The organism is Sphingobium sp. JAI105 (assembly GCF_015752145.1).
In the GTDB taxonomy this organism is placed as follows: domain Bacteria; phylum Pseudomonadota; class Alphaproteobacteria; order Sphingomonadales; family Sphingomonadaceae; genus Sphingobium; species Sphingobium xenophagum.
Genome location: NZ_JADOUC010000002.1, coordinates 83,345 through 107,371, shown reverse-complemented (window position 1 = coordinate 107,371; position 24,027 = coordinate 83,345). Strand labels below are relative to the sequence as shown.

The window sequence follows — 24,027 nt, the reverse complement described above, 5'->3', positions numbered from 1 at the left end:
CGCGTTCATCGCGAGCTACGCTTTGCCGATCGAGGTAAAGCCATGCCCATACATGTCGATCATATCGCCGCAGCCGACCCTGCCGCGCCCACCCCCGACGATATCCGCCGCATCTGGAGCGCGGAGCGGCGGCTTGGGGCAGGAACAACGATTGTCTATCTGAACCGCATCCAGCAGTTTCGTACCTATTGCGCCTTGCACGGCTTGGTCGAGCGAGAAGAGTTGACCCTCGAACGAGTTGGCCGGTTCATAGACTGGTATGCGAAGCGACGGGGTCTCGACCCGCTTTCTCTCCGCCTTTCCAGCACCGCCCTGCTGTCGCTCAGCCGTGTCTATCATCGCTTGGGGCTTGCCCCACCTGACTGGCGACCGCCTCGTCCGGTGAAGGCTCTGCTGACGCCGTTGCTCGCGCAATATGCCGCCTATCTGACCCAGCACCGCGGTAATCCAGAGGTGACGGTTCACAAGAAGCTGGGCCACATCGGCAGACTTCAGGATCATTTGATCCAGGCCGGCAAGGACTGGCACTCGATGCAGCTAACCGATGTCGACGCATTTCTGGTTGGCTGCGCCGCGCGATATTCCCGATCGCATGTGAGCGATCTCGCTTGCACGGTACGCTGCTTTTCCCGTTTCCTGCACTGGAGTGGCCAGAGCCCGGTCGATATCAGCGAGGCCGTGATCGCGCCCGTGCAACGACGGCACGAGCGACCGAGACGGTCCCTTTCCTGGGACGATGTGAAGCGGCTCCTGATGGCCGTGGACAGATCGAGTCCGTCGGGCCTTCGCGACTACGCGATCCTGCTGATGATGAGCACCTATGGCTTTGGCGCCGGCGAGATCATCCGCTTGCAGTTTCAGGATATTGACTGGGATAGCGGCACGCTGTCAGTCCTTCGCCCAAAGACGGGCGTCGCATTCACGCTGCCGCTGTTGCCACCCGTCGCCAAGGCGCTGGCAGAGTATCTACGCCACGGCCGGCCCGCTGATACACCCACCCGCCATCTTTTCGTGCAGATGAAGATGCCGCTGGAGCCATTCGTCGCTTCGAGCGCGATACGCCACATCTTGATGAAGCATGCGAAGATCGCGGGGATCGATGCGCCATTTCTGGGCAGCCATGTCTTGCGACACTCTCACGCGGCGCGCCAGATCGACCTTGGTGCGCGGCCCCAGGTGGTATCGGATCTCCTTGGTCACCGGGATCCAGAGTCGGTCTCGGCCTATGTGCGGATCGCCACCGCATCCCTGCGCGAGATCGCATTGCCGGTGCCAACATGACCACCGTCGTCGTCCTGGAAGAGTTGAGGAACGACGCCGCGAGCTTTCTGGCATTCAAGCGCGCCATGGGCCATCCCTATCGACGCGGCGAGTTTGAGATCGAACGCTTCCTTCGCTTCGTCGAAGACCAGTGGGGCGACGATGTCGATATTCCGCTGGCCGAAGCGATTAGCCGCTGGTGTGGCCGCTTGCCCGACCGCAAGGCCGTCACGCTCGGCAATGAGTTCGGGGTCATTCGTCAACTTTGCCTGCATCGCCGTCGTCGCGATCCCACCAGCTATGTGCCCGAGCACGCCTTTGCGCCGGTGAAGGAGTCGACGTTCTTTCCTTATATTTTCAGCCGCGACGAGATCCGCTGCATTCTCGCCGCCGCGTCAGCGCACCAAGGCCGCTTCATATGGGCATCGATGCTGCGAAGGCTGATTCTCGTGCTTTACTGCACCGGCCTCAGGCTCGGCGAGGCGGTGCGTCTGACCATGGATGATGTCGATCTCGACCGTGGGACCTTGCTCATCCGCAACAGCAAACGGCGTACGCGGATCGTCCCCATGCGCGACGATCTTGTCGCAGAGCTTCGCCTCTATGTCGATGATCGATGCCGGTTACTTCACGATCGTGGTCAAGTGGATTCCGAAGCGCTGTTCGTTCGCCTCAACGGCGCGCCACTCCATACCCACGCTGCGTCCGAAGCTATTCGCAAGCTCCTGCGCCGCCTCGATATCAAGCCTGCGCAAGGGCGCGTCGGAGCGCGTCCATATGAGTTTCGGCATGCATTCGCGGTTCACCGCCTGACGGCATGGGCGGAGGAAGGTGCTGACATTCACGCCAAGCTCCCTTGGCTTTCGGCCTATCTCGGGCACCAGAACGTCATTGGGACCGAGGTCTATCTGAAGGCGACGCCGCAACTCCTGGAACTCGCGAGCACGCGCTTCGAACAACATATGCGACACGCCCGGCAGCCACGATGAGTAAGGCCGGACCTCAGATGCTGTTCGCTCTGGTGGAGTCGTTCTTCTCCAACTATCTGCCGCGTCAGCGCGGCGCGAGCCCACATACGACGCGCGCCTATCGCGACACGCTCAAGCTGCTGTTTCAATTCATTGCCCAGCATCGCAGCCGCGAGGTCGCCGCGCTTGTGCTGGAGGATCTCGATGCCGACACCGTCGCTGGGTTCCTCGATCATCTCGAGGGCGGAAGATCGAACTCCACCGCGACGCGCAACTGCCGCCGTGCCGCGCTTCGCAGCTTCTTCAAGCACCTCTTGCGCAACGATCTCGACAATGCCCTCCGTTACACGCAGGTGCTGGCGCTGCCGTCGAAGCGGGCGAGGCAAAAGCCCGCAACTTACCTCGAAGCAACCGACGTGCGGGCCATCATCGCCCATCCCGATCGGCGGACCCGCAGTGGCTGGCGCGACTACACGCTGCTGCTTTTCCTCTATAATTGCGGCGCCAGAGTGAGCGAAGCAACCGGCCTGCTGTGGCAGGACCTTCAACTGACGCCGCCACACCAGGCCCGACTACATGGGAAGGGCCGCAAGGAGCGGTTCGTTCCGCTATGGCGCGAGACGGCCGACGCGTTGCGGCGCCTGCAAAACCTGTCGGGTGCCGCGGGTCAGCAGCATGTTTTTATGAACCGACACGGCCAGCCGCTGACCCGCGATGGAGCGGCGTACATCCTTACCAAGCATGCCTCGCCAGTCGTCCAGGATCGGCCAAGGTTGGCGCGTGACCGCATCACTCCTCACGTTTTCCGCCACAGCTGCGCCGTCGCGCTCCTGCAGTCAGGCACCGACGTGACCGTGATCCGCGATTATCTCGGTCATTCCAGCATCGCGACCACGAACCGGTATATCTTAACGAACCTGAAGATGAAGCGCGATGCGCTACAGAACTTTTGGAAGCACGCTGGCATCGAACCCGCAAAGGCCACGCCTTGGAAGCCAAAGCCGGATCTGCTTTTGTACCTCCGGTCCCTATGATTTTATCACGAGGTCCACGCAGAGCTTTTTCGCCGATCCCGGACATCAGCATCGCGTGGCCCCAGATAAAACCATGCTCTGGATAATGGCTCTTATGTCGATCTCGACATAAGAGCCACGCGCGCCGGAAATTTACCGACATCTTGGACAAGAGCCCGTCACCGATCGCGGCGGAGGCGGTTGTGCGGATCGCCGAGCTCTTCGCCATCGAGCGCGACATCAAGAGCGCGCCACCCGATGAGCGACGACGCATCCGCCAGATCAAGGCGGTGCCGAAGCTGGAGGCGCTGCGCGTCTGGCTCGAAACCCAGAACCGAGGCTTGTCGTCTGACAGCAATCTGGCGCGTGCGTGTCGCTATCCGCTTAACCGCTGGCAGGCCATGATCCGTTACTGCGATGACGGTCGGCTTGAGATCAGCAACAATCTGGTGGAAAATGCCCTGCGCGGTGTCGCGCTCGGGCGCCGGAACTGGATGTTCGTCGGCTCCATGAAGGGGGGAGAGGCGGCCGCGTTATTTTACTCCCTGGCCGGCACATGCCGGCTCAACGGCGTCGAGCCTGAAGCGTGGTTCACAGACGTCATTGAGCGCATCGGCAACCATCCGATCAATCGGATCGATGACTTCCTGCCGTGGAAATGGCAGGCATCAAAGCTGAGCAACGATCTGGAGAAGGCTGCGTGAGCAACGGCACTGTGGTGCGGATGAAGATTGCGCTGGACGATGTCACACCGGCCGTCAGCCGAACGCTGGAGGTGCCGCTCAATATCCGCCTGGACCGCTTGCACACCGTCATCCAGACCGCCTTCTCGTGGACGGACTCTCACCTGTGGGAAATGAGCTTCGGGCAGACTGGCTTTGGCATCCCTGATCCTGAATATGGCTTCGACGGGCCGCTCGATGCCCGTAAGGCCACTCTCGCCCAGGTCCTGGCGGATACGAGGCGCAAGACCTTCCGATATCTCTATGACTTTGGCGACGCCTGGGAGCATAGCGTCAAGATCGAGCGCGTCAGCCCGGCCAGCCCGCACCTGACATATCCACTCATCCTCGACGCAGTAGGCATGCGGCCTCCAGAGGACTGTGGCGGCCCATGGGGTTACGCCGAAAAGCTCGAAGCGCTCGGCGACCCCCAGCATGAGTATCATGAAGAAGCGCTCGATACCCTCGGCGAAGACCATGATCCCAACGCCCAGCCCGATATCCCCCTGATCGAGGCAAGGCTGGAAGCGCTCGCGAAAAAATGGGCGCCGCGAACACGCCGGAAAGCCTGACAGGCCGCGTCAACGCCACCTTCCGTCGGCGCTTACGGAGATGGCGCTGGGGCTTGTCGTCATGCACTACGCGCCCAAGTTGCGGGTGGTTTTGAGCGTCGAGGAGACAGCGCGACTGCTCGAGGCTGCGCCAGGTATCAAATACAAAGCAGCGCTCAGCGTCGCCTATGGCGCGGGCCTGCGCGTTTCGGAAGTTGCCCACCTCAAGGTCGATGACATCGACAGCACCCGGATGGTGATCCGCGTCGAGCAGGGCAAGGGACGCAAGGATCGCAACGCCATACTTTCACCGCACCTGCTGGATTTGCTTCGTCAATGGTGGCGCGAAGGCAAGCGGCGGGGAGTGATGTTGCCACATGGCTGGCTGTTCCCCGGCCGCAACGGCACGGATCCGGTCTCAGCGCGCCAGTTGCATCGCGTCGTGCAGGAAGCGGCCGAGCGCGCCGAGATCCATAAGCGGGTAAGCCCGCACACATTGCGGCATTCGTTTGCCACTCACCTGCTCGAGCAGGGTGTCGATATCCGCGTCATTCAGGTCCTGCTGGGACACGTGAACATCAACACGACCGGCATCTATACTCAGGTTTCGAGCAAGACTATGCGGGCGGTGGCCAGTCCGCTCGACCAGATCGTGGCCGTGATGGAAGGCAGGGGCCCTCCCGGTTGAACCGGTGCGCACCTCACTCGAGGTCGCCGACATCTTCCGTAGCGCCGGGCCCGCCTATCGCGCAGCCCATGCCGGGCATCTGAGCCTTGGCCAGCTCAAGGTTATGACAGCGATCGAGAACTGCCGCACAGCCGCACTGGGCGGTCACGTCGAGGCCTGCGATGACTGCGGGCATTGGCGGATCGCCTACAACTCCTGCCGCAACCGGCACTGCCCCAAGTGTCAGGGCGCGGCCGCGCGCACTTGGCTGGCCGCGCGCGAGGCCGATCTGTTGCCGGTCGGTTACTTCCACGTCGTGTTCACCCTGCCTGCCGAGATCGCGGACATCGCCTTCCAGAACAAGGCGGTGGTCTATGATCTGCTGTTCCGCGCGGCTGCGGACACCATGCTGACCATCGCGGCCGATCCGAAACACCTCGGCGCTCGCATCGGCATCACTGCCGTGCTGCACACATGGGGATCAGCGCTCACGCACCACCCGCATGTGCACATGATCGTGCCCGGCGGCGGCATCACGCCGGACGGCACGCGGTGGATCTCCTCGCGCCCCGCCTTCCTGCTACCGGTACGCGTGCTGGGTGCGTTGTTCCGCCGGCTGTTCCTCACACGCCTGCTGGCGTTGTTCGACGCTGGGAAGCTGGCCTTCTTCAACGCCTTGGCGGGCCTGGCCTCACGTAAGCCCTTCCTGCGGCATCTGTCGCCGATCCGGAAGAAGCGCTGGGTGGTCTATGCCAAACCGCCCTTTGCGGGGCCGCAGGCGGTGCTGGCCTATCTCTCGCGCTACACGCACCGCGTTGCCATCTCGAACCGGCGGCTCATTGGCTTCGACGAGGCCGGAGTGACATTCCGGTACAAGGATTATCGCCGCGATAGTGCTGAACGCCAGCAGGTCATGACGTTGGCGACAGACGAGTTCATCCGCCGCTTCCTGATCCATGTCCTGCCGCGCGGCTTCCATCGCATCCGGCATTATGGCCTGCTCGCCAGTTCGACGCACAAGGAAGCTATGGCGCTCGCCCGCAGGCTGCTGGGCGTTGCTGCGCCGATCGAGGAATCCGAACCCGACGAGCCGCCCGATCATCGCCCGCCATGCCCATGTTGCGGCGGGCATATGACTATCGTCGAAACCTTCGCCCGCTGGTGCCAACCGCGCGCACCACCAACGCCAGCCTCACACGCCCGGAGACACGCGCCATGATCCGGCATGGCTCGCTCTACATGATGGTCACGCTCATAGCGTCCTGGCCGACGACCGGGCGCATGCCCATCCCGGAATTAGAGCGGGCGCAGGACACGCTGATCCGTAAAACCACCGCTGCTAGCGGCCTAACGCGGCCCGAAATCATGCCGTTCCGCCCGATAGTCGCACTTCCGGCCCGGCAACGTCTACCCGCCAGAACCATCCCAAAGCCTATTTACCCATAGAGCAGCGCGTGGGGCCCGCGGGTTCCTGCACTGGAGGCTTTCGTACGCAGGGCGCCCGAAACCCTTCACATAGGCGGCCATCAACGCAAACGCCTTCGAATGTCTAGTTTCCCAACGCCTGCCCTCCGAAGCGGACAGTCTCGAAAGTCCCAGTCCTTGCCGTTGTAGGGCCTCTGGGTTTGACGTTGGAAAAGGTGCCGGAGCCACTGCCAACGCACAATTTACGATGCAGTAGCCCTATATTCCATCGCCTCAATGGGCAGCATTCCTTCGCAGATTCGCAATATGGGCGGTGCAGATTTCATGCGTCATCTGCCCCAGAATTTTGATCCGCTCGGCGAGCCAGTTCAATTCTTCAGGTGTGATCCGGTAGTGCTTTGAATAGCGCGCCTTCACATAGGCGTCCTTGAGCTTCTGGAACATCGCCCGTTCCTTCCGGGTACCGCGCGGCCAAACGTCGAACAGCGATTGGTTGCGGCCTTCTGCCTGAAGCCTCAGGAACGCGACATTGTGATCGTAAGGCGTATAGAACGTCAACGTAAGCAGGATGGCCTGATACAGTGCCTCTGTAGTTCGATGGAACAGGAACGCCGCCTGTTTGTGGAAATTTCGCTCAACCGCAACCTTTGCGAGTTCGAAATTGCTCATCGCGTCCGGGAAATATTCGTCAAAATATTCCTGCGCAGCCTCCAGCGCCTGGTTTGGCGTCTTGGGCTTGGGCTTGGCGAGTTCGCGACTGTCTCCGTCATAGAGGGCGATGCCTTGCTCCGCGATCTCCATGAAGAAGACCCGGCCATGGGCAAGGCCCTGATTAACCTGCTGGAGCGAATGGACGATGAAATGCACCGGCGTGTTGATCCGCTTCTCGATGATATAGGCGTCGATCAGCCTTTGCTCCGCCGCCGACCAGTATGCGGCAACATCGGCCATCTCCTTCTGGTTGACGATCACCAGTATATCCATGTCTGACTTGTACTGGTTGGCGTCGAACGGCGCATCGACCCAGTCGCCCCGTGCATAGGAGCCGAACAGAATGATCTTGAGGATGCGCGCCGATTTCCGCCGGCCCGTCGCATTTTCGGTTGCCTCGCGAAATTCCGCGAACAGAATGCGAACGACCTCCTCAAGCTCGCGCTGCTTGGCCGCCGGAAGATGGTCGAGGTCCGTGCGCATCACTGATGTCCGATAAGGTGGAGGGCGGCTTTGCCGCCGCTGACGGCCCGGGGCGAGAGCCGCCGGTCGAACGTGGCAAGCTTGCCATCATGCGCTACGGCAAGGGCAAGGAGATAGGTGTCGGTAACCTGCGCAGAGGTGAGAAGCTGGCTCTCGTCGACCCGCTCGTCCGACAGCAGGCTGATATCGTCAGCCCAGAAGCTGTGCCCTGGCAACTGCCGCATCTGCCCGATGATGCGCGCCACCTCGGCTGGCGAACCGGGGGTCGAGGGATATCTGACGTTCCCCACGATGCGGATGACACCATTCTCGGTGATAGGGCAGGTCGCCCAGGCCCTGGCACCGATGGACTCGAACCATTGATGCGCGGCATCATGGCCGACATGATTGGGATCGATCTGCGTATTTCGCAAAAGTCGGACAGCTGCTTCGCTAAATCCCGGACAAGCGCTTCAGTAAATCCGGGACAGCTGGTGTAGGCAGTGGATGCCTGGTTGCTGTCAGGGTTGAGTGATTTCGATATTTGCTTCCTGGGTCAAGCCATGCGGAGCTTTTTGTCGCCGCATGCTGTCTCCTTTCAGCGTGATGCGATGGGCATTGTGGACGATGCGGTCGAGGATAGCATCGGCGATCGTGGGCTCGCCGATCATTTCGTGCCAGGCCGCCACGGGGAGCTGGGCGGTGATGAGCGTGGATCTGCGGCGATACCGTTCCTCGAAGATTTCGAGCAGATCAAGGCGTTGCTGATCGTTGAGACTATGGGTACCCCAGTCGTCCAGAATGAGCAGCTGAACGCGGGCAAGCTTGTCGACGACGCGTGGGAAGCGACCGTCGAGGCGCGCGAGTGCAAGATCCTCGAACAGGCGCGGCATGCGCAGATATAAGACGGAGTGATCCTGGCGCGCCGCCTGTCGCCCGAACGCACATCCCAGCCACGTTTTTCCCGTGCCGGTTTGGCCGGTGATAATGAGATTCTCATTTGCCTTGAGCCAGGCACCCTGTGCGAGCGAGAGGATATTGCGGCGATCCAGTCCGCGATGCGCCCCGAAGTCGATATTTTCGACACAGGCGTCGACAAAGCGCAGTTTCGCGCTGGCAAGACGATTAGTCAGCCGTCGATCGGCGCGAGTGGCGATCTCGCGGTCCAGCATGAGCCCGAGCCATTCGTCTCGGGTCAGATCGCCAGCGGTGTCTTGCTCGGCAATGTCGCGCCACGCGGCCGCCATGCCCGCTAGCCCCAGGCTATGCATTTGATCAAGGGTAGGATGCGTCAGCACAAGATCGTCCTTTCATTATTGATAATAGGACCCGCCACGGATGTTGTCGTGCGCCGGTGTTGGTTTGAGCGGCCCCGCTGTCGGCTGGATCTTGTCGAGCCCGGCCTTGAGGATGGCGTTGAGGGATGAGTAGGTAACGGCGCCGATCACCAGCGCTCGATCGCAGGCGGCTTCAAGCCGATCGCGCTCGTAGCGCCGGGCCAGCGAGAGGACGCCCATGGCGGAGCGATAGCCCTGCTCGGGATGTGGCTTGTCGATCATCAGCCTTTCCACGAACGTCGCTGTGTTAGGACCGGTTTTCCTGGCGCGCTCGATCAGGCTCGCTGGCGATATATTCGCATAGCGCTGATGCGCCTTGGGCATGTGCTCATTCACGGTAACGTGCCCACGGCGCTGCGATGTCCGCATATGGCTGGCGACCCGCGCATGATCGTAGAAGATCTCGACCACTCGATGCGTCAGGCGGATATCGACCTGCCGGCCGATCAGTCCGTGCGGCACGGAGTAAAAGGTCTTGTCGACCTCGACATGATAATCAGGATGGACCTTGGCGCGTTTCCACTCGGCATATTCGAACACCGACGTAGGTAACGCCGCCAATGCCGTCCGTTCGATCTCGTCAAAGATTGCGCGACGGGATTTGCCGACATGGCGCATGGGCCGATCATTGAGATCAACCAGCAAGTCCGCGATCGCGGCATTGAGATCCGCCAGACTGAAGAAGCGCCGATTGCGCAGCCGCGCCAGGATCCAGCGCTCCACGATCAACACTGCGCCCTCGACCTTTCCTTTGTCGCGCGGCCGCCGGCTCCGGGTAGGCAGGATCGTCGTATCGTAATGCTCGGCCATCGCCGCAAAGGTCGCGCTGAGCGTGGGCTCGAACCATAGCGCTTTGGCAACGCCCGCTTTCAGATTGTCGCACACGATCGCGCGCGGAACGCCGCCAACAAAGGCCAATGCCCGGCACTGCGCGTCGATCCAGTCCGGCAACTGCTGGCTCAAGCTGGCCATTGCGAAGGTGAAGGATGAAGCACCCAGCACCGCTACGAAGATCTGTGCCTGGGTGATGACGCCCGTCACAGGATCGATCAGCGGCACAGTCTGCCCGGCATAATCGGTTTGCAGGACGGCGCCCGCCTCATACCGATTGCGAAAGCTGACATGGGTCCGCCGCTGGAAGGACAGGAACCGATCGCAAAACCAGGTATAGCCATAGCCATTGGGATGGGCAGCCCGATATTCTTGCCACAGCAAAACCAGCGTCACGCCCTTGCGCTTGATCTCCCGCGCAACCACTGGCCAGTCCGGCTCGCCCAGATCCTGAGGAGGGCGGCCGACACGGCGGAACACCAGCCGTTCGATCGCTGCGTCGTCGTCGTAGCCGGCCGGCAACGGCCAGCCTGTCAGCCCAGCCTCGCGCGCCCGCAGTAAATAGGTCGACACCGTCGTCTTGCTAAGCTTCAGCCGCTCTGACACGGCCCGTACCGACAAACCCTGATCGTAGGTCAGCCGGAGGATCGATCGCATGTCCTTCACGTCGGTTCGTCTCGTCTGCTTCCGCCTTGGCATCACCCCTCCCATCGCAACGATGAGGAGCAACAATGCCAGAGCGGCGCATCACAAAACCTAACCTTGATCCTGTCCCAAACCCTGTCCGGGATTTAGCGGAATCACTGTCCCGTATTTACTGAAATGCCTGTCCGCGATTTAGTGAAATAACTGTCCGGAATTTTCCGAAACACGCATCGATCAGAGCAACGAGCACATTGACGTCGAGAAGATAGGTCACGGCGCCTCGTCTCGCAGCGCGTTGACGATCTCTGGCGTCACCACGACGCCGGGTTTCGGAGCGAGGAGGGCGATGCCGTTGCGGCTGCGTGCGGCTTCGGGGGCGCGAAGCGAGCGACGGGCCAGATCGGAAACGACCTGGCCGATCGAACGGTTCTGATGCTCCGCGATGGCGCGCGCGGCTTCCATCACATCATCATCTATGACCAGCGTCGTACGCATCAGCTCATCCTTGTCGCATCTGTCATCACGCATCATATTAGATGCGCGGCGGCGACGCAACTCCCGGCTCACGGGGCCCATCGTGCAAGCCGGTCCATGATACGGTCCAGAGCGTGCCGGGTGTCGTCCGTCATGGTGACGATAATCCGCCGCTTGTCCATATCGTCGTGGCGTCGCGCGAACACCCCCCGGGCGGCAAGCTTTGCTGCCCAACGGTGCGCACTGGAATCCGGTATGCCGGCCGAGAGGCAAAGCGCCGACTGATAAACGTCCCGTCCTTCGCTCTCCGCTTCATAGAGTTCAAGCAGCATATCCCAGTTGAAATTGGCGCATAGTTTCTGCCCGAAGGCCGCCTGCACCAGTCGCCGTTCCTCTATGAGGACCCGGCAGATCCGGGCACGGTCCTGGCGGCGGGCCTTCTCCGATTCCTGCGGACCGATGGGCTCGCCTTTCCTTGTCATGTCCATGTGTGTCCGCCTTTTTTCAGGACGGGGCGACGGAGGGCAACAGTCCTTCGCGGCGATAGGCCTCGATCAGCGCATGCTGCTCATCGCCCAGTGCGTCGACGGCGCCGATATTGGCATCGGTACTGCGCAGCATCTTCGAAGGACAGTGGCCCTCATAATTGCCGAGGTTCGGACGATGGATACGATAACCGATGAGATCCGAAAGGTCCGGGTCGAATTGCCTCGCCAAGTCCGGCGGGTAGGCAAGCCATTGCAGCTCATAGGGCTTGAGCCAGCCCAGCGCATAGCTGACAATCATGCCGCGACGGGGGTGATCGGTCTTGTTGGGGCCGCCTGCGTGAAGCGTCGATCCGAGAAACAGAAGGGCCGAACCCGGGTCCATCTCGGCGACAATTGCGTCTTCGGGATCGAGGATCGTCTCATCCTGCCGCCGGTGGCTGCCCGGCCAGACCCGCGTGGCGCCATTGTCCCTGGTAAAGGATGTGAAGGGCCACATCACATTGACCAGGAATTCGACATGGAGGTCAGGATCAACCAGGCGGCTGCACGGCCACATGTCCTGATCGCGGTGCGGCACCTGCTCGATCGAGCCGGGCATGAGTTCGATCGCCTGGGTGAGGTTGAGCGCGACATGGTCGCACCAGGGGCCAAGTATCTGGCGGACCACCGCCAGTATGAGGTCATGCTGAACGAAGGCCTGGGCATGGGGCGAACGCCGCAGCAGGCTGCCGAACCTCTTCGTGTCATTGCCGTAGAATGGACCGGTCGAAGCCGCCGTCCTCTCGAAATCCGCGGAGAGATCCTCGGCAAGGTCTCGGGCGGAGGCGGCGGAGAGGGCTGCAGGAATGATGCAATAGCCCTGGTCGAGCAGGGCGCTCGTGTGATGATCGGCAAGCGGGGCAATGTCGGGTAAATTTGCCATGGTCGCTTCTCCTCAGGCCGCCGCAGCAGCCGCGAAATGAACGGGTGTGTCCTGCTAGACGCCCGCTTCGGCCATGCGCGCTGGGGTGTCCCTGTCGATGCTGATCTCCATGGCGCCTGTCATGCCGAAGGGAAGCATCTGCGGAAGACCGAGCGGGCGACATTCCCAGCCGAAGGACAGGATCTGGCTGAACCAGGGCATGTCGGCGACGCAGCAATAGCGCTCGATGCCATTGTCTAGCGCGAAGCGGGCCGCCATTGTCACCAGCCGGTTGCGGACTTGCCGTCGCTGGGCGGCCCTGAGTTCGCGCGACAGGCAGAAACGCCTGCCTCTATCGTGTCGAGCCCAGCCTTGCTGAAGGCGAAGACGAGAAGCTGTCGAATATGGGGATCGTCATCGACGATGAGGATCGTGCGCGGCATAGGACACATGAGCATTGTTCCTTCGCCTGTGTCAATGTGGGAGTGGTGCTCGCAGGTGCTGGGGTTGCTTCTGCGGCAGGCGGGGCGTGCTGCACGAGAATGCCGTGACAGTCCCGCTCTCCGGCGGGCAGTGGAATGGATTTGATGGTCTTGAGCCGTTTCCTCGCCATGTCGAGGCGGTATTCATTCCGCAATGTCCACCCTCCTTGATGGTCGATGTAGATCATTGTCTCCTGAATGTCGGACCGGACCGATTGGACGCGCTCCTTGAAAGGGCGCGTCAGGGGGCGACCTTCCAGTTCGATGAGTGGCAGCAGGGCCGAGGGTCCCAATTGACGGAGATGGCATAGGTCGAGGGCCGGACCCCGGCCCGTCACTTCGCGCGCATGTCGGACATTCCACCACGCTGCCGCTTCGCCCGCGTCGAAGAAGGAGAAGAAGCTGAGCGTCAGGGCCGCGAGCAACATATTCATGTTGATCAGCCATGCTGCGTCCTTCTCCCGCAGCATACGCCAGTAAATGAGCAGCAACCCAGCCGCGACCAGCGCCATCCAAGCCAGTGCATGGATTCGCAGCGCCGTGAACATGCTGGCATCGACATAGTCCAGCGTGTGCTGAATGCTGGACGCCACCAGGATCATATTCTGGACAATCCACAGCATGACCAGCCGCCGGATCGCCGGTACAGCCGCCGTCGAAGAGCCGGGGCGCAACGTGACGAGTACGAACAATCCCGCCAGCAAGGCCGTGACGATAAGCGGGTAGGCGCCGCGATGAACATAGGCGGCGATCGTCATCCCGCGGGGTAGCGGCAGGGCGCGGGACAGATAGGCGATATCGAGCATATTCTCGATCGCGAACAGGATGTTGAAGAGGATCAGCGACAATTTAACCGACGCGACTGACACGCCCGCCAATGGCAGGTCGCCGCGACCATCGAACGTCGGGATGAGCGATCGCGCGGCGCGGGCCCGCAGCAGGCTCCAACTGAACGCAAAGATTGCAAGCCACAATGCGAGCCGGGCGGGCGTGACGGCGGACAGGTCGGGCAGTCGAATCATCCCCAGCGCGTCGGCAATGATCGGGTTGGCGGTCGCGAAAAGGATCAGAATGATCGCACTGCCGCCTAGCGGCAGGGCCAGGATCGGAACGAAGGCTCTCAGCCTGAAGCGCCTGTCGCGTGGCTTTCGCCAGACGCGTGCGAATTTCCTAGCATCGATAAAAGGCGCGATTGGCGAGCGCAGGCCGTGCAGGACCATGCGCTGGAGCCACAACCAGCCATCGTCATAGGGCGTCGTCGTACCAAACAGCGCAGCCATGCTGATCGCCACCCAGAAGAGAAGCCAGGCCAGTGGTCCGGGATCAAGGATCAACGCACCACAGAAGGCCAAAGCGCACAGCGCGGCGACGCTTCCCTGCCATCGCTGCCAGATGCTCCTCCGGCAAAGGACGAGACACAGCAGCACACCAAAGGCAAAGATGCCGATATATCCGCCCGAGAGGCCGTTTTTATAAAATAGGTTATCGGCAAAGATAATGGCTGCCGATGCGAGAAATAGCTTCCATTTGAAGCTTTTGAAAAGAGATAGGCGGCGCATGCGAACACTCCCAGATTGTCGGGAAAGTCAGTCTCATGCGGCGATGGAGTGGTGAGCGGCGGGATTGTGTTCTTGCCGAGGATTTGTCGTGCAGATCCGGTGCAGGGGCGCCCGCCACTCGGATCTAAGATATTATAATATATAGATTTATCTATTATAAGGGCCATTTGCAGGATCGTTCTTTCGCTTTCATGCGGACAGTGCTGGTCTTGGCAATTTCAACTGCAGAGATAGATTTGTCCTCATTCGATCTGGTGAGGGGAATATCATGCAGCCGCCCTATTCGATCCAGTCATCTCTCTGCACTGTGCTCGCCCTGTCCATGTTAGCCGCCGGATGCTCGATGCCGACGGGGGAGACAGGCAGAGAACGGACCACGGTCACTACCCGCGAACTGGATGTGGGCGGTCTTGTGAAAATGCGGGAGGAACGGCGGACTGCCGAAATGAAGGAGGAGACTGCGGACGAATTTGATCGACTGCAGGCCGGCAACCTCACGGCGGGCGATCATGACGATATCCTCAACGCCGATCTTTATGCCCGCTATGCCAGCGGGCTTGTGCAGCAGGATGTCACTCTGCCCTTTGTTGATACGCGCAACCGTGTCGCAGTGAGGGTGGTGGATTCAGCTGGGCGTCCGATGCCACAAACCCGGATCGCGGTCGATCGTCCGGGCGGCGCATTGCATCTCGTAACGGGCGCGGACGGGGTCGCATCCTTCTATCCCCGTTATGACCATGTTGCTTCCCGGTCACGGATCAGCATTGCCTCGGTAGGGCAATCAGTCAGCCGTGTCGTGCAGCTGCGAGACTATGGCGAGCAGACGGTGACGCTCGCCGTGCCGGGCCGGAGTCGTCCTGTCGGTGCGCTCGACCTCGTGCTGGTGATGGATACGACCGGCAGCATGAGGGACGAGATATCCTATTTGCAGGCGGAACTGAATGGCATCATCACTCGGCTAAAGCGGGACGCGGGCAATCTCGACATCCGGGTTGGTCTGGTTTTCTACCGCGATCAGGGTGACGACTATGTCACGCGATCCTTCCCTTTGTCGCGAGATATGGGAGGCGTGCAATCCACACTGGACCGGCAGGATGCCGATGGCGGCGGTGACATGCCCGAAGCCGTCGACCGTGCCCTGATCGCAGCCGACGATATGCAATAGCGCCCGGAGGCCGCCAAGGCGGTACTGCTGATCTCGGACGCCCCACCCCATCGCGACGCGTTCGGCGCGACGCTCGATGCGGTGGCGCATTTGCGCGAGCAGGGCGTCAGAATTGTCCCGATCGCGGCGAGCGGCGTCGAGGATAGCGCCCAATTTGTCATGCGGGCGATGGCAGCGCTCACCGGAGGGCGCTATATTTTCCTTACCGACGATAGTGGTATCGGCAACGGACATGCCGAGCCGAATATCGACTGCTATGTCGTGACCCGGCTCGACCAACTGATTGTGCGGGTGCTCGCGGGAATCGTGGGAGGCCATCGCGTCGAACCGAAGCAGGGCGAGATTATCCGGACAGTCGGCAGCTATGATCGGGGTCGATGTAAGACAACGCAATTACAGCGCGCTGATGCACAGGGCGAGCATGAGGGCTAATATTCTGTCGCTTGGGCGCTAGCAGACCGTCTGATCCCGATGAAAGGAATTTGCCGCTAGAGCATCGAGCCTTTAATCGGACGCATATCCAGCGGCTTTGAGGAAGTTTCGGCATTCGTCAGGGGTGTAGATGTCGCAGATATTTCCGATAGCCTTCCAGAGGGCATCGATGGTTCTGGCTCCTGTTCGGCGAAGATGTGCCTTGAGTTTGGAGAAGGCCATTTCGATCGGATTGAGGTCGGGACTGTAGGGCGGTGTGAAGAGGAACCACGCGCCGCGCGCTTTCAGGATCGCCTTGGCTTTCTCGCTTTTATGGCTGGAGAGATTGTCGAGGATGACCACGTCGCCGGGTTGCAGCGTCGGGGCGAGTTGCGTTTCGACATAGGTCTCGAAAGTCGTGCGGTTCATGGGACAGTCGATGACCCATGGCGCGGTCAGTCCGTCGCAGCGCAGGGCTGCAATGAAGGTCTGGGTTTTCCAATGGCCAAAGGGCGCACGCGCTTTGAGGCGCTGGCCACGGCGCGCCCGTCCCCGTAACCGCGTCATCTTCGTGGTGGTTGCTGTCTCGTCGATAAACACCAGTCGATGCGGCTCTCTTCGCAAGGCAGGCTGCCGATAGACGCGCCAGGCCCGGCGCGCCCGGGCGACATCATCGCGTCCGCATTCCGATGCCATCAGCGTTTTTTTGAAGCTGTAGCCGGCCTTGAGCAAGGCACGCGACAGCGAGGCAGGGTGCGCCCGAACACCGGTGGCCGCAGCAAGCCGGGTCGACAGTTCGGGCATGGTTATATCCGGCTCGGCATCGACCCATCTGACCAAAGTCGCCATGTGGGGCGCCAGTTTGCCGTCACCGGGCGGGCGTCCTTGCCGAGCAGGCGCTGCCGATCCCGTCGTCGCCACGCGCTGCGCCAGTTTCACCGCGCAACTGGGGCTTACCCCAAAATGTCGGGACGCTGAGCGGCGCGATTGCCCCGATGCAATGTGACTGGCGATCCGATCCCGAAGATCGGTTGAATAGGACTTTCCCATGATCCACCTCCAACAACGGTGAATCACATTCCAGACCTTCTGGGAATCCCTCGATTCCTATTTCAAGCGTGATGCTCTAAACGCCTCCAGAGGGTCGGGTCCGCCCGCCCGCAGCCGCTGCTGACCCAACGCCGCTTTCACCGATCCGGGCCAGATGCCAGGCAGGGCACATTGTCACCAGTCCAATCGATCTCGGTGGTTGTAGGCACTCTACTGCGTGCCTGAGCATCCGTGTTTTTGCCGCTCGGATTGTAGGTTATCCATGCCATGCTGTTATCAAACGCAGCGATGCGGCCATTTCGGTGAAGGACAGGGCGTTACCGGTGTGGCCTGCTCGTCGAATCACATATGTCGATCCGCGCATGGCCCGAACATGGCTATGCTGCCATCGACATTTTCCTGTGCGGCGCGCGCCATGATCCGGCAGCGGCACTTCATGTGCTATGTCGATATTTGTCGCCCGCCCGCATAAGTCAGAATCTAGCTCGCCGGGGCGATATTTCCGAGCTGACGCGAGAGGCGGATGGTCAGAAGCTGGAACGCTGAAATTGATTTTTGAGCGGCCACTGTGGGTCGACATGCGAGATACGGGGATAACTCTGTGCCGTAATACTATTAAGTTGGTGCTGGTTCAAGCCATCCGCGATAATGGACCAGTTGTCCAATCAGCGGCAAGGCGATCGGCACATCGAAGTGGAAGCGTCCGCCTTCCGCCCATTCTCGTGCGTTGGAGCGTGGGGCCAGCCATTTCGGCAAGGGCAATGGTCCAAGCCACCACCGCCGCATCACCATGCTCAACCCTTTATCATCGCTGGGCAGGTCGAAGGCAAAGCGCAGCGGGCCGAACCGTTCGACAAGCCATCTATTGCGCTGGCTGAGTTCGCTTTGGAAGCACCGTCCGCTGAAATCGCGTGTCCAGGTCTCTCGGCCGTCGGCTTCCTGAAAATGGACATGCAGGCGGTGATGACCAGGCCTGGGAAAGCCTACCACGCGCGCAACACAGGCCGCCAACGGGTTGGCCGCGCCTGTTACCAGCGCTTCGCCCATTGCGCCGCCATCTCGCAATATATCGTGGATCGCGCGCACCTCTGGCGGCAGTCGCGCGAAGCGGTCACCCATCACGCGTTCATATAGCGGCAGTGGAGCGGGCCGTTCCTCCATCGCGTGACAGACGGCCAGCCGTCCGAACGCATCGGCATAATCGCCCAGCGCCAACGCCTCTCCGGCATCGCGGGCACCGGCGGCTTCCTGTCCCGAAAGGATATGGGCGATGATAGGTTCTACTGACAATGTCGGTATCTCCGGGCCATCGCCCTGGTCGGCGATCAGCGTCCATAGACGCTCGATCCGCCGGCTGCCGACATCGCCGAACAGGCGCACGATCATGGCGGAGCGATCGCTGCCCAGAGAACGGGTCAGGGACTGGAGGGGACGCAGCAGGCGAGCGAACGGCGCGAAAGAAGTCACGATCCGCGCCCGCACCAGCCAGCTTGCGAGCCAAAGCATGCGGTTCTGGAAACCGAGTTCGGTGCCCGCGCGAAAACTAACGGCTGGATGTCCGACCAGCCTTTCCGGCAGAAGCTCCAGGTCGGGCACATCGACAAGCGCGACCTGCCGACCCGCAATTGTAACCCCGCCTGCGCATTGGAAATGGACCAAGTGCCGCTCCTGCCATCCATAGGCCGTCGTCCAGCGCTGGCCGCGCCAGATACGCATGGGCTGGCCGATCTGCCCCAATATGGCGGCGGAAACGGCCGGACCCGCCGTCGCTTGGTTGGAGGCACTGATCGCTATCTCTACCGCGCGCACCGTGTCCATGCCGCGCGCCAGATGCCGCACCACCGCGCCCGATAGCGCCGGAACGCTGGAGGCACCGGAAAGGAGGACGACGCCTGCTGCCTTGGCGGCCTCATCCAATGTGCCGATGCCGCAGACAAAATCGCGGCTGTCGGCGATGTCGACATAATGCACTCCGGCCGCGATGCACGCCTTGGGGATACCGTAGTCCATCGCTTGAAAAGGCCCGGAAGCATCCACGACTATATCTGGTTCATGCTCGTCCAGTGCGTTTGCGATCTGGCTGCGATCCAGGGCCAGCGGCGTGAGGCCGGGCGTGTCGCCGCAAAAGGCGCGCGCCTTGTCGATGGATCTGCCTGCGACGATCACTCTATGCCCTGCAGCGACCAGACGCCGCGCGATGCGTCCGCCAAAGCCGCCATATCCGCCAAGGAGCAATATACAGATCACAGGATTCGGCGCGCCTGCTGCGCCGTGGGTATCCAGCAGGTGGAGCGCTGTCCGAACAGCCGGTAACGGTGACGCGCCACCCAGCGATAGGCCGGATCGCGCAGCCAGCGCGGGACGATCCTGAACAATGCGAGCGCGTTCCACGGGCGATCCAGTCCTGCCCATATGGCCAGCACCGCATCGCTGTCCTGCAAGGCCCGGTCCCCATTCACCACGATCAGGCTTTCCGGATTGGCCTGATCGATGCCGAACCGGCGGTAAAGCGCAGCGCCGATGTCACCCTGCATGGACGCCAGCCGGAACCGTCCGGCCCGGTCGTGCCGCATCACGAAGGCGGCATTGGCGGAGCATAGCACGCACATGGCGTCGAAGACGATGATCGGGCCGTGCTCGCTGGCAGGATTGGTGCTCACGCGGCCACCGATTCTGGCGCGGGCATATGAAGCGCACTTTCCAGCCCCAGCGGCCCAAGCGGATCGGCGACCAGTCCACTCACCATCGCCGCCTGTATGCTGGTAGCGGGCCAAAATTTGGACAGCGGGCCGACAAAACGATCGCGGATCAAGGGCAGCAAACGACTGTCCGATTGATAGACGGGCGTGAACAAGGCGGTGAGCCACTGGTAGGTCAGGACATGGCGTCGCCGCAGCTTGATGCCGAGACGAACCCCCTCATCCACCCCGTTCGCGTCCGCCAGACCTTTGGCCAGCGCCCAGGCATCGAGCAGGGCCATGTTGGCGCCTTGACCCAGCTGGGGACTGGCGGAATGCCAGGCGTCGCCGATATGGACCAATGCCCGCTCAGCCGGTGACCGCAGGGTACGGTGCGCGTAGCGGGCGAAGGTCAACTGGTCGGGATCATCAATCTGGTCGAGCAACGGCGCACAAGCGGGCCAGAGCGCGGTAACGCGAGCCTTCCACGGCCCCAGTCCGGCCTGATGCCAGTCGCCCAGCCGATCGGCGCGCAACGACCAGAAGAAGGCGGCCTTTGGCGTCGCCGCGCCCGGCGGCGTGCCGATCGGCAAGACACCCGCCATGATGCTGGCGCGGTCATAACGCTGCGCAAGGGCATGAGGATCGAAGCGCGCGTCCTGCGGCAGGTCGAGGCTGGCCCAGAGTGCGCCATAGGCGAGTTCCCGGCCGGTCGGCGGCGCCAGTGGTGTGCGCGTGCCCAGCGCATCGACCACAAGATCATAGGGGATGCTGGTTTCGCCATCGGCAAAGCGCAACGCACGTTGCGCACCGACCGGTTCGCTGTCCACGAGCGTGCGCCCGGTATGGACGGTGATCCCCGCTCGCTGGACCGCCTCATGCAATATCGCAAACAGGCTGGCGCGATGGATGCCGATGCCAAACATAGCGCGGTGGCGCAGCGCGGCATAATGGACGTCAAGGACGACCCGGTCCTCCGCCTTGCCGAACAGCCGGTCGATGCGTGATCCGCGCCGCAACACGTCGTCCAGCATCCCCAACTGGTCAAGAACCGCCATGCCTGTGGGCTGGATCATCAGGCCCGACCCGATCGGGCGAGGCGTGTCGAAACGCTCGAAAAGGGTGACCTGATGGCCCGCCCGATGCAGCAGCAGCGCCGCCGCCAGTCCGCACGGCCCGCAGCCTGCGATCGCGATGTTCAGACCCCGCATGACCACCGTCTAGACGAGCAGGCAGGCCGTTCCAAGAGGATGGACCGGAATTGCCTATATTGGGGAGTAAAGAAACGCGCCCGGAATATTCGGCGAAACTGAACCGGCATCCAGCGATACATGCCGAATTTCACCACCTGCCAGCGAGCGAGATGACGCGCGTCATGCCGCTGCCAATCCCCCCATCGTCACATAATCCAGCTTGCCTGTGCCGAGCACCGGGAGCGCGTCCACTTCGCGAATGTCACGGGGAATGGCCAGTTCGGTGATGCCATTTGAGCGCCCCCATAACTGGAGATCGCTTACCTTCGCGCCTTTGCGCGTGGTGAACAGCACCAGCTGTTCGCCCGTAAATCTTGCTCGCTCGTTAGCGCGTTCGACTTTGCTCCAAGGCACCATAGCCATTTATGGTAGAATAGCGGGCAGTTTACCGTAAGGAATAAGGGATATGGATAGTCCCACAAGCATGTCTGCGCCGTTTGGCGAACCGCAACGATTGATTGCCGGAGGCGAGAGTGCGCAACTGTTCGACCTTGGAAGTGGCCATGTACTCAAATTGTTTCGTGAAGGCGTATCGGATGAGATGATTGCGCGGGAATCCGATGCATCCTCTTATGCAGAGGATTGCGGCGTGCCTACTGCGGCAGCGATCGGGCAGTGGGTTTGGGACGGGCGGCGCGGCATCGTTTACCCACGGCTTGAAGGCGGGACATTGATGGACTGGATTCGCCGCAAGCCATTGCGGGCAGGGTGGGCGCTGGATCAGATGGGGGCCATGCATGCCGCCATGCATCAGAAGAGTGGAGGGGCGTTGCGCCCACTCAAACAAGTATTGGCTACAGACATCTCGCATGGCCCTGCGCCCGTCGCGCTGCAACGGGCTGCCATTGCCTATCTGGATGCTCTGCCTGAAGGGGACGCGCTAATCCATGGCGACTTTCACCTTAGTAATGTCATGATGACGCCACAGGGCATGAGGGTGATTGACTGGTCGAAGGCAGCGTCAGGCCATCCTGCGGCCGATGCGGTGCGATCCGAGATGCTGATGCGCTTCGGCATCGGACCTACCGATTGGGTGACTAATCTGTGGCGCGACTGGGCAGCGAGGCGATTGCGCAAAAGTTACATGGCACTGGGGGCTATTACACCCCCTGAGTTGGCGCTTTGGCGACCCGTCGTGGCGCTGGCGTGGTTGCGCTCTCGCGACGCGGGAAGAACGCTAGCATTTCATCACTATCTGGATGTCGCGCTGCGAAATAATGGAATTGGCCGTCTGCACCAATTGTGACTATGAAATCAAATGCCGTGCTTTGGGCTCAATCCGAACGGAACGGTCAGAAATATCCTGTGCGGCCAGGCACAATGGGCAACAAGGGGAGGCCGGTATGTCACGACGCAAAGTGCCTTCGATACCGAGCGACATTCTCGATCACGAGGCCCTTACCGTCACTGGCGGTCTATCCTACGATATGCCGCGATCGGGAGGCTTGAAGATCGAAGCGCCCGGTGATCCCTCTATGCCAGACGGATCAGCGGCGCGTGTAGGCGGCAATCTGAGCCAGCACATTGTTGGCCTGCTTGAGATGGGGGATGTCGAGCATCTTGCCATCCAGGCCGACCGTCCCCGCGCCATCGGCCGCCTCAAAGGCCGCGACGACCCGGTAGGCATGCTCAACCTCCGCATCCGTTGGCATGAAGCTTTCGTTGATCGGCGCGACCTGTGCGGGATGAATGGCGATACGGCCGCTCCATCCTTCCGCGCGGGCTGCGCGGCATGACGTGCGCAAGCCTTCCTGGTCGCGGAAATCGACGAACAAGGTATCGATCGCCGCCACGCCTGCTGCATGTGCGCCGAGCAATGTCAGCGAACGGACCAGCTTATATGTCAGTGCCCATTCGCCGCTGGCGTCCAGATTGGTGCTTGCACCCACGGCGGCGCTCAAATCTTCAGCCCCCCAGGTGAGACCAGCCAGCCGCACCAGATTGGCCGCAGCATAGTCGCCAAGACGGAACGGTGCGATCGCGGTCTCGGTGGCGACCGGCAGAATCCTGATGCTGGTCGCGTCGATGCCCGCCTGGACTTCCAGCGCATCAAGGAAAAGCGAAACCGTGCGCACATCGTCCGGCCCATTGGCCTTTGGCAGCATGATCCCGTCCGGCGCGCCAGCGACGACTGCCGCCAGATCACCCAGCAGCAGGTCGGTGTCGAGCGGGTTGACCCGGACCCACAATTGCGACGTTCGCTGCTCGCGCGGGCGTGCCATGAGAAAGGCAGTCACCATCTCTCTCGCGCGCGCTTTGTTGGGCGGTGCAACAGAATCCTCCAGATCAAGGATCAGCGCATCGGCGCCTGTGCCATCGGCCTTTCCCAGCTTCTTTTCGCTGTCGCCGGGAATGAACAGAAAGGAACGGATCGGTGCGGTCATCCCTGTGGCCTCTTCAACTGGAGGCCGGAGCGCTTGCAACTCGCGACCAACTCACCAAGCTGATTTAAGGCTTGATGCAGGAAGGTGACGATGCCGGCATTGGGCCTCGACTTGCTTTCGCGCAGTTCGATGACTTCGCTGACGACATGGATGGTGTCGCCGTGAAACAGCGGTTTGGGAAAGCGGACCTCGTCCCAGCCCAGATTGGCAACCGCCGTGCCCAGCGTCGTATCGCCGACCGAAATGCCGACCATCAGGCCCAATGTGAAGGCGCTATTGACGATGCGCTGACCAAAATCGGTCCCGCGCATATATTCCTCGTCCAGATGCAGCAGGGCAGGATTGTGCGTCATCGCGGTGAACAGCACATTGTCCATTTCCGTCACGGTGCGCCGGATGGGATGCTCAAATATTTGCCCAACCGTCATTTCGTCAAACCACACGCCAGCCATCAGCTACACTCTCCGCTATCTCAGTCAGAACTACCCGCCCAACGCCTGGCTGTCATGCCCCGATGACCGGAGTTCGCGACATTTTGCCCCCCGCCCGGCGTTGATTGGCCACAAGGGGGCGCATTGTTGACTATGAGT

General features: G+C 61.4%; 25 protein-coding genes and 2 pseudogenes. 11 read left to right on the top strand and 16 right to left on the bottom strand.

All coding sequences use genetic code 11. The features are described from left to right. Window positions 1-42 precede the first annotated feature (42 nt). The 7 genes and pseudogenes from IWY39_RS17960 to IWY39_RS17930 all read left to right on the top strand — a co-directional run bounded on the left by IWY39_RS17960 (window position 43) and on the right by IWY39_RS17930 (window position 6,400). Window positions 43-1,281: a site-specific integrase gene (locus tag IWY39_RS17960; protein WP_196871299.1), complete on the top strand. Its 1,239-nt coding sequence runs from the start codon at window positions 43-45 to the stop codon at window positions 1,279-1,281. Further along, on the top strand, window positions 1,278-2,249 hold the full coding sequence (locus tag IWY39_RS17955; protein WP_145169986.1) for a tyrosine-type recombinase/integrase: 972 nt from the start codon (window positions 1,278-1,280) through the stop codon (window positions 2,247-2,249). The genes IWY39_RS17960 and IWY39_RS17955 overlap by 4 nt, the downstream gene beginning before the upstream one ends. Beyond that, on the top strand, window positions 2,246-3,262 hold the full coding sequence (locus IWY39_RS17950; RefSeq protein WP_145169984.1) for a tyrosine-type recombinase/integrase: 1,017 nt from the start codon (window positions 2,246-2,248) through the stop codon (window positions 3,260-3,262). The genes IWY39_RS17955 and IWY39_RS17950 overlap by 4 nt, the downstream gene beginning before the upstream one ends. A 125-nt stretch (window positions 3,263-3,387) precedes the next feature. Next, window positions 3,388-3,945, top strand: a pseudogene (locus IWY39_RS17945) (IS66 family transposase); the annotation flags it as partial. Beyond that, the gene (locus tag IWY39_RS17940) at window positions 3,942-4,535 is read left to right on the top strand and encodes a plasmid pRiA4b ORF-3 family protein (protein ID WP_229380777.1); all 594 of its coding nucleotides are present in this window, start codon (window positions 3,942-3,944) and stop codon (window positions 4,533-4,535) included. The pseudogene IWY39_RS17945 and the gene IWY39_RS17940, both read left to right, overlap by 4 nt. Window positions 4,536-4,572: 37 nt before the next feature. Continuing rightward, window positions 4,573-5,202: pseudogene (locus IWY39_RS17935) on the top strand (tyrosine-type recombinase/integrase); the annotation flags it as partial. A 4-nt stretch (window positions 5,203-5,206) separates the two neighbouring features. Continuing rightward, window positions 5,207-6,400 (top strand): IS91 family transposase, encoded by a 1,194-nt coding sequence (locus tag IWY39_RS17930; protein ID WP_145169995.1) that lies wholly within the window; start codon window positions 5,207-5,209, stop codon window positions 6,398-6,400. A gap of 479 nt (window positions 6,401-6,879) precedes the next feature. On the opposite strand, the gene IWY39_RS17925 is transcribed toward IWY39_RS17930, so the two are convergent. From IWY39_RS17925 to IWY39_RS17885, 9 genes are all read right to left on the bottom strand, one after another. Then, window positions 6,880-7,800: a nucleotidyltransferase and HEPN domain-containing protein gene (locus IWY39_RS17925; protein ID WP_107126616.1), complete on the bottom strand. Its 921-nt coding sequence runs from the start codon at window positions 7,798-7,800 to the stop codon at window positions 6,880-6,882. After that, complete coding sequence (locus IWY39_RS17920) at window positions 7,800-8,213, bottom strand: TA system VapC family ribonuclease toxin (protein ID WP_107126615.1); 414 nt, start codon at window positions 8,211-8,213, stop codon at window positions 7,800-7,802. The genes IWY39_RS17925 and IWY39_RS17920 overlap by 1 nt, the downstream gene beginning before the upstream one ends. An 87-nt stretch (window positions 8,214-8,300) precedes the next feature. After that, the gene (istB, locus tag IWY39_RS17915) at window positions 8,301-9,050 is read right to left on the bottom strand and encodes an IS21-like element helper ATPase IstB (RefSeq protein WP_231377638.1); all 750 of its coding nucleotides are present in this window, start codon (window positions 9,048-9,050) and stop codon (window positions 8,301-8,303) included. Between the two features lie 42 nt (window positions 9,051-9,092). Next, window positions 9,093-10,646 (bottom strand): IS21 family transposase, encoded by a 1,554-nt coding sequence (gene istA / locus IWY39_RS17910; protein WP_107126060.1) that lies wholly within the window; start codon window positions 10,644-10,646, stop codon window positions 9,093-9,095. A 216-nt stretch (window positions 10,647-10,862) separates the two neighbouring features. Beyond that, complete coding sequence (locus IWY39_RS17905) at window positions 10,863-11,087, bottom strand: CopG family transcriptional regulator (protein ID WP_095687313.1); 225 nt, start codon at window positions 11,085-11,087, stop codon at window positions 10,863-10,865. A gap of 68 nt (window positions 11,088-11,155) precedes the next feature. Further along, window positions 11,156-11,554, bottom strand: a complete 399-nt coding sequence (locus IWY39_RS17900) for a MarR family transcriptional regulator (protein ID WP_145169972.1) — start codon at window positions 11,552-11,554, stop codon at window positions 11,156-11,158. 16 nt (window positions 11,555-11,570) lie between these two features. Continuing rightward, on the bottom strand, window positions 11,571-12,476 hold the full coding sequence (locus IWY39_RS17895) for a phytanoyl-CoA dioxygenase family protein (protein WP_107125733.1): 906 nt from the start codon (window positions 12,474-12,476) through the stop codon (window positions 11,571-11,573). A 54-nt stretch (window positions 12,477-12,530) separates the two neighbouring features. Next, window positions 12,531-12,734, bottom strand: coding sequence for a hypothetical protein (locus IWY39_RS17890; protein WP_107125732.1), 204 nt, complete (start codon window positions 12,732-12,734; stop codon window positions 12,531-12,533). 73 nt (window positions 12,735-12,807) lie between these two features. Then, window positions 12,808-14,496, bottom strand: coding sequence for a DUF4153 domain-containing protein (locus IWY39_RS17885; protein ID WP_196871667.1), 1,689 nt, complete (start codon window positions 14,494-14,496; stop codon window positions 12,808-12,810). A 268-nt stretch (window positions 14,497-14,764) separates the two neighbouring features. Between IWY39_RS17885 and IWY39_RS17880 the strand changes: the two genes are divergently transcribed. Beyond that, on the top strand, window positions 14,765-15,661 hold the full coding sequence (locus IWY39_RS17880; protein ID WP_181316813.1) for a vWA domain-containing protein: 897 nt from the start codon (window positions 14,765-14,767) through the stop codon (window positions 15,659-15,661). A gap of 81 nt (window positions 15,662-15,742) precedes the next feature. Then, window positions 15,743-16,093 (top strand): hypothetical protein, encoded by a 351-nt coding sequence (locus IWY39_RS17875; RefSeq protein ID WP_181316812.1) that lies wholly within the window; start codon window positions 15,743-15,745, stop codon window positions 16,091-16,093. 72 nt (window positions 16,094-16,165) lie between these two features. Here IWY39_RS17875 and IWY39_RS17870 read toward each other — a convergent pair whose 3' ends face one another. Beyond that, entirely contained in the window at window positions 16,166-17,122 is a 957-nt protein-coding gene (locus tag IWY39_RS17870) for an IS630 family transposase (RefSeq protein ID WP_107124870.1), read from the bottom strand. A 348-nt stretch (window positions 17,123-17,470) separates the two neighbouring features. Between IWY39_RS17870 and IWY39_RS17865 the strand changes: the two genes are divergently transcribed. Beyond that, a complete protein-coding gene (locus IWY39_RS17865; protein WP_315897875.1) occupies window positions 17,471-17,668 on the top strand; it encodes an S-adenosylmethionine decarboxylase family protein in 198 nt (65 codons plus the stop codon). A 69-nt stretch (window positions 17,669-17,737) separates the two neighbouring features. On the opposite strand, the gene IWY39_RS17860 is transcribed toward IWY39_RS17865, so the two are convergent. The 4 genes from IWY39_RS17860 to IWY39_RS17845 form a co-directional block, all read right to left on the bottom strand. Beyond that, window positions 17,738-19,369 (bottom strand): SDR family oxidoreductase, encoded by a 1,632-nt coding sequence (locus tag IWY39_RS17860; RefSeq protein WP_196871666.1) that lies wholly within the window; start codon window positions 19,367-19,369, stop codon window positions 17,738-17,740. Then, entirely contained in the window at window positions 19,366-19,782 is a 417-nt protein-coding gene (locus tag IWY39_RS17855) for a thiol-disulfide oxidoreductase DCC family protein (RefSeq protein WP_107125730.1), read from the bottom strand. The genes IWY39_RS17860 and IWY39_RS17855 overlap by 4 nt, the downstream gene beginning before the upstream one ends. Next, window positions 19,779-21,011, bottom strand: coding sequence for an FAD-dependent oxidoreductase (locus tag IWY39_RS17850; RefSeq protein WP_196871665.1), 1,233 nt, complete (start codon window positions 21,009-21,011; stop codon window positions 19,779-19,781). Before IWY39_RS17850 ends, IWY39_RS17855 begins: the two co-directional genes overlap by 4 nt. A 162-nt stretch (window positions 21,012-21,173) precedes the next feature. Then, window positions 21,174-21,416, bottom strand: a complete 243-nt coding sequence (locus tag IWY39_RS17845) for a hypothetical protein (protein ID WP_145169821.1) — start codon at window positions 21,414-21,416, stop codon at window positions 21,174-21,176. Window positions 21,417-21,459: 43 nt separating this feature from the next. On the opposite strand from IWY39_RS17845, the gene IWY39_RS17840 reads away from it, so the two are divergent. Further along, entirely contained in the window at window positions 21,460-22,299 is an 840-nt protein-coding gene (locus tag IWY39_RS17840; RefSeq protein ID WP_229380715.1) for a phosphotransferase family protein, read from the top strand. Window positions 22,300-22,540: 241 nt separating this feature from the next. Here IWY39_RS17840 and IWY39_RS17835 read toward each other — a convergent pair whose 3' ends face one another. Continuing rightward, window positions 22,541-23,437: an HpcH/HpaI aldolase/citrate lyase family protein gene (locus tag IWY39_RS17835; RefSeq protein ID WP_107125726.1), complete on the bottom strand. Its 897-nt coding sequence runs from the start codon at window positions 23,435-23,437 to the stop codon at window positions 22,541-22,543. Next, window positions 23,434-23,889 (bottom strand): MaoC family dehydratase, encoded by a 456-nt coding sequence (locus IWY39_RS17830; RefSeq protein ID WP_107125725.1) that lies wholly within the window; start codon window positions 23,887-23,889, stop codon window positions 23,434-23,436. Before IWY39_RS17830 ends, IWY39_RS17835 begins: the two co-directional genes overlap by 4 nt. Window positions 23,890-24,027 lie beyond the last annotated feature (138 nt).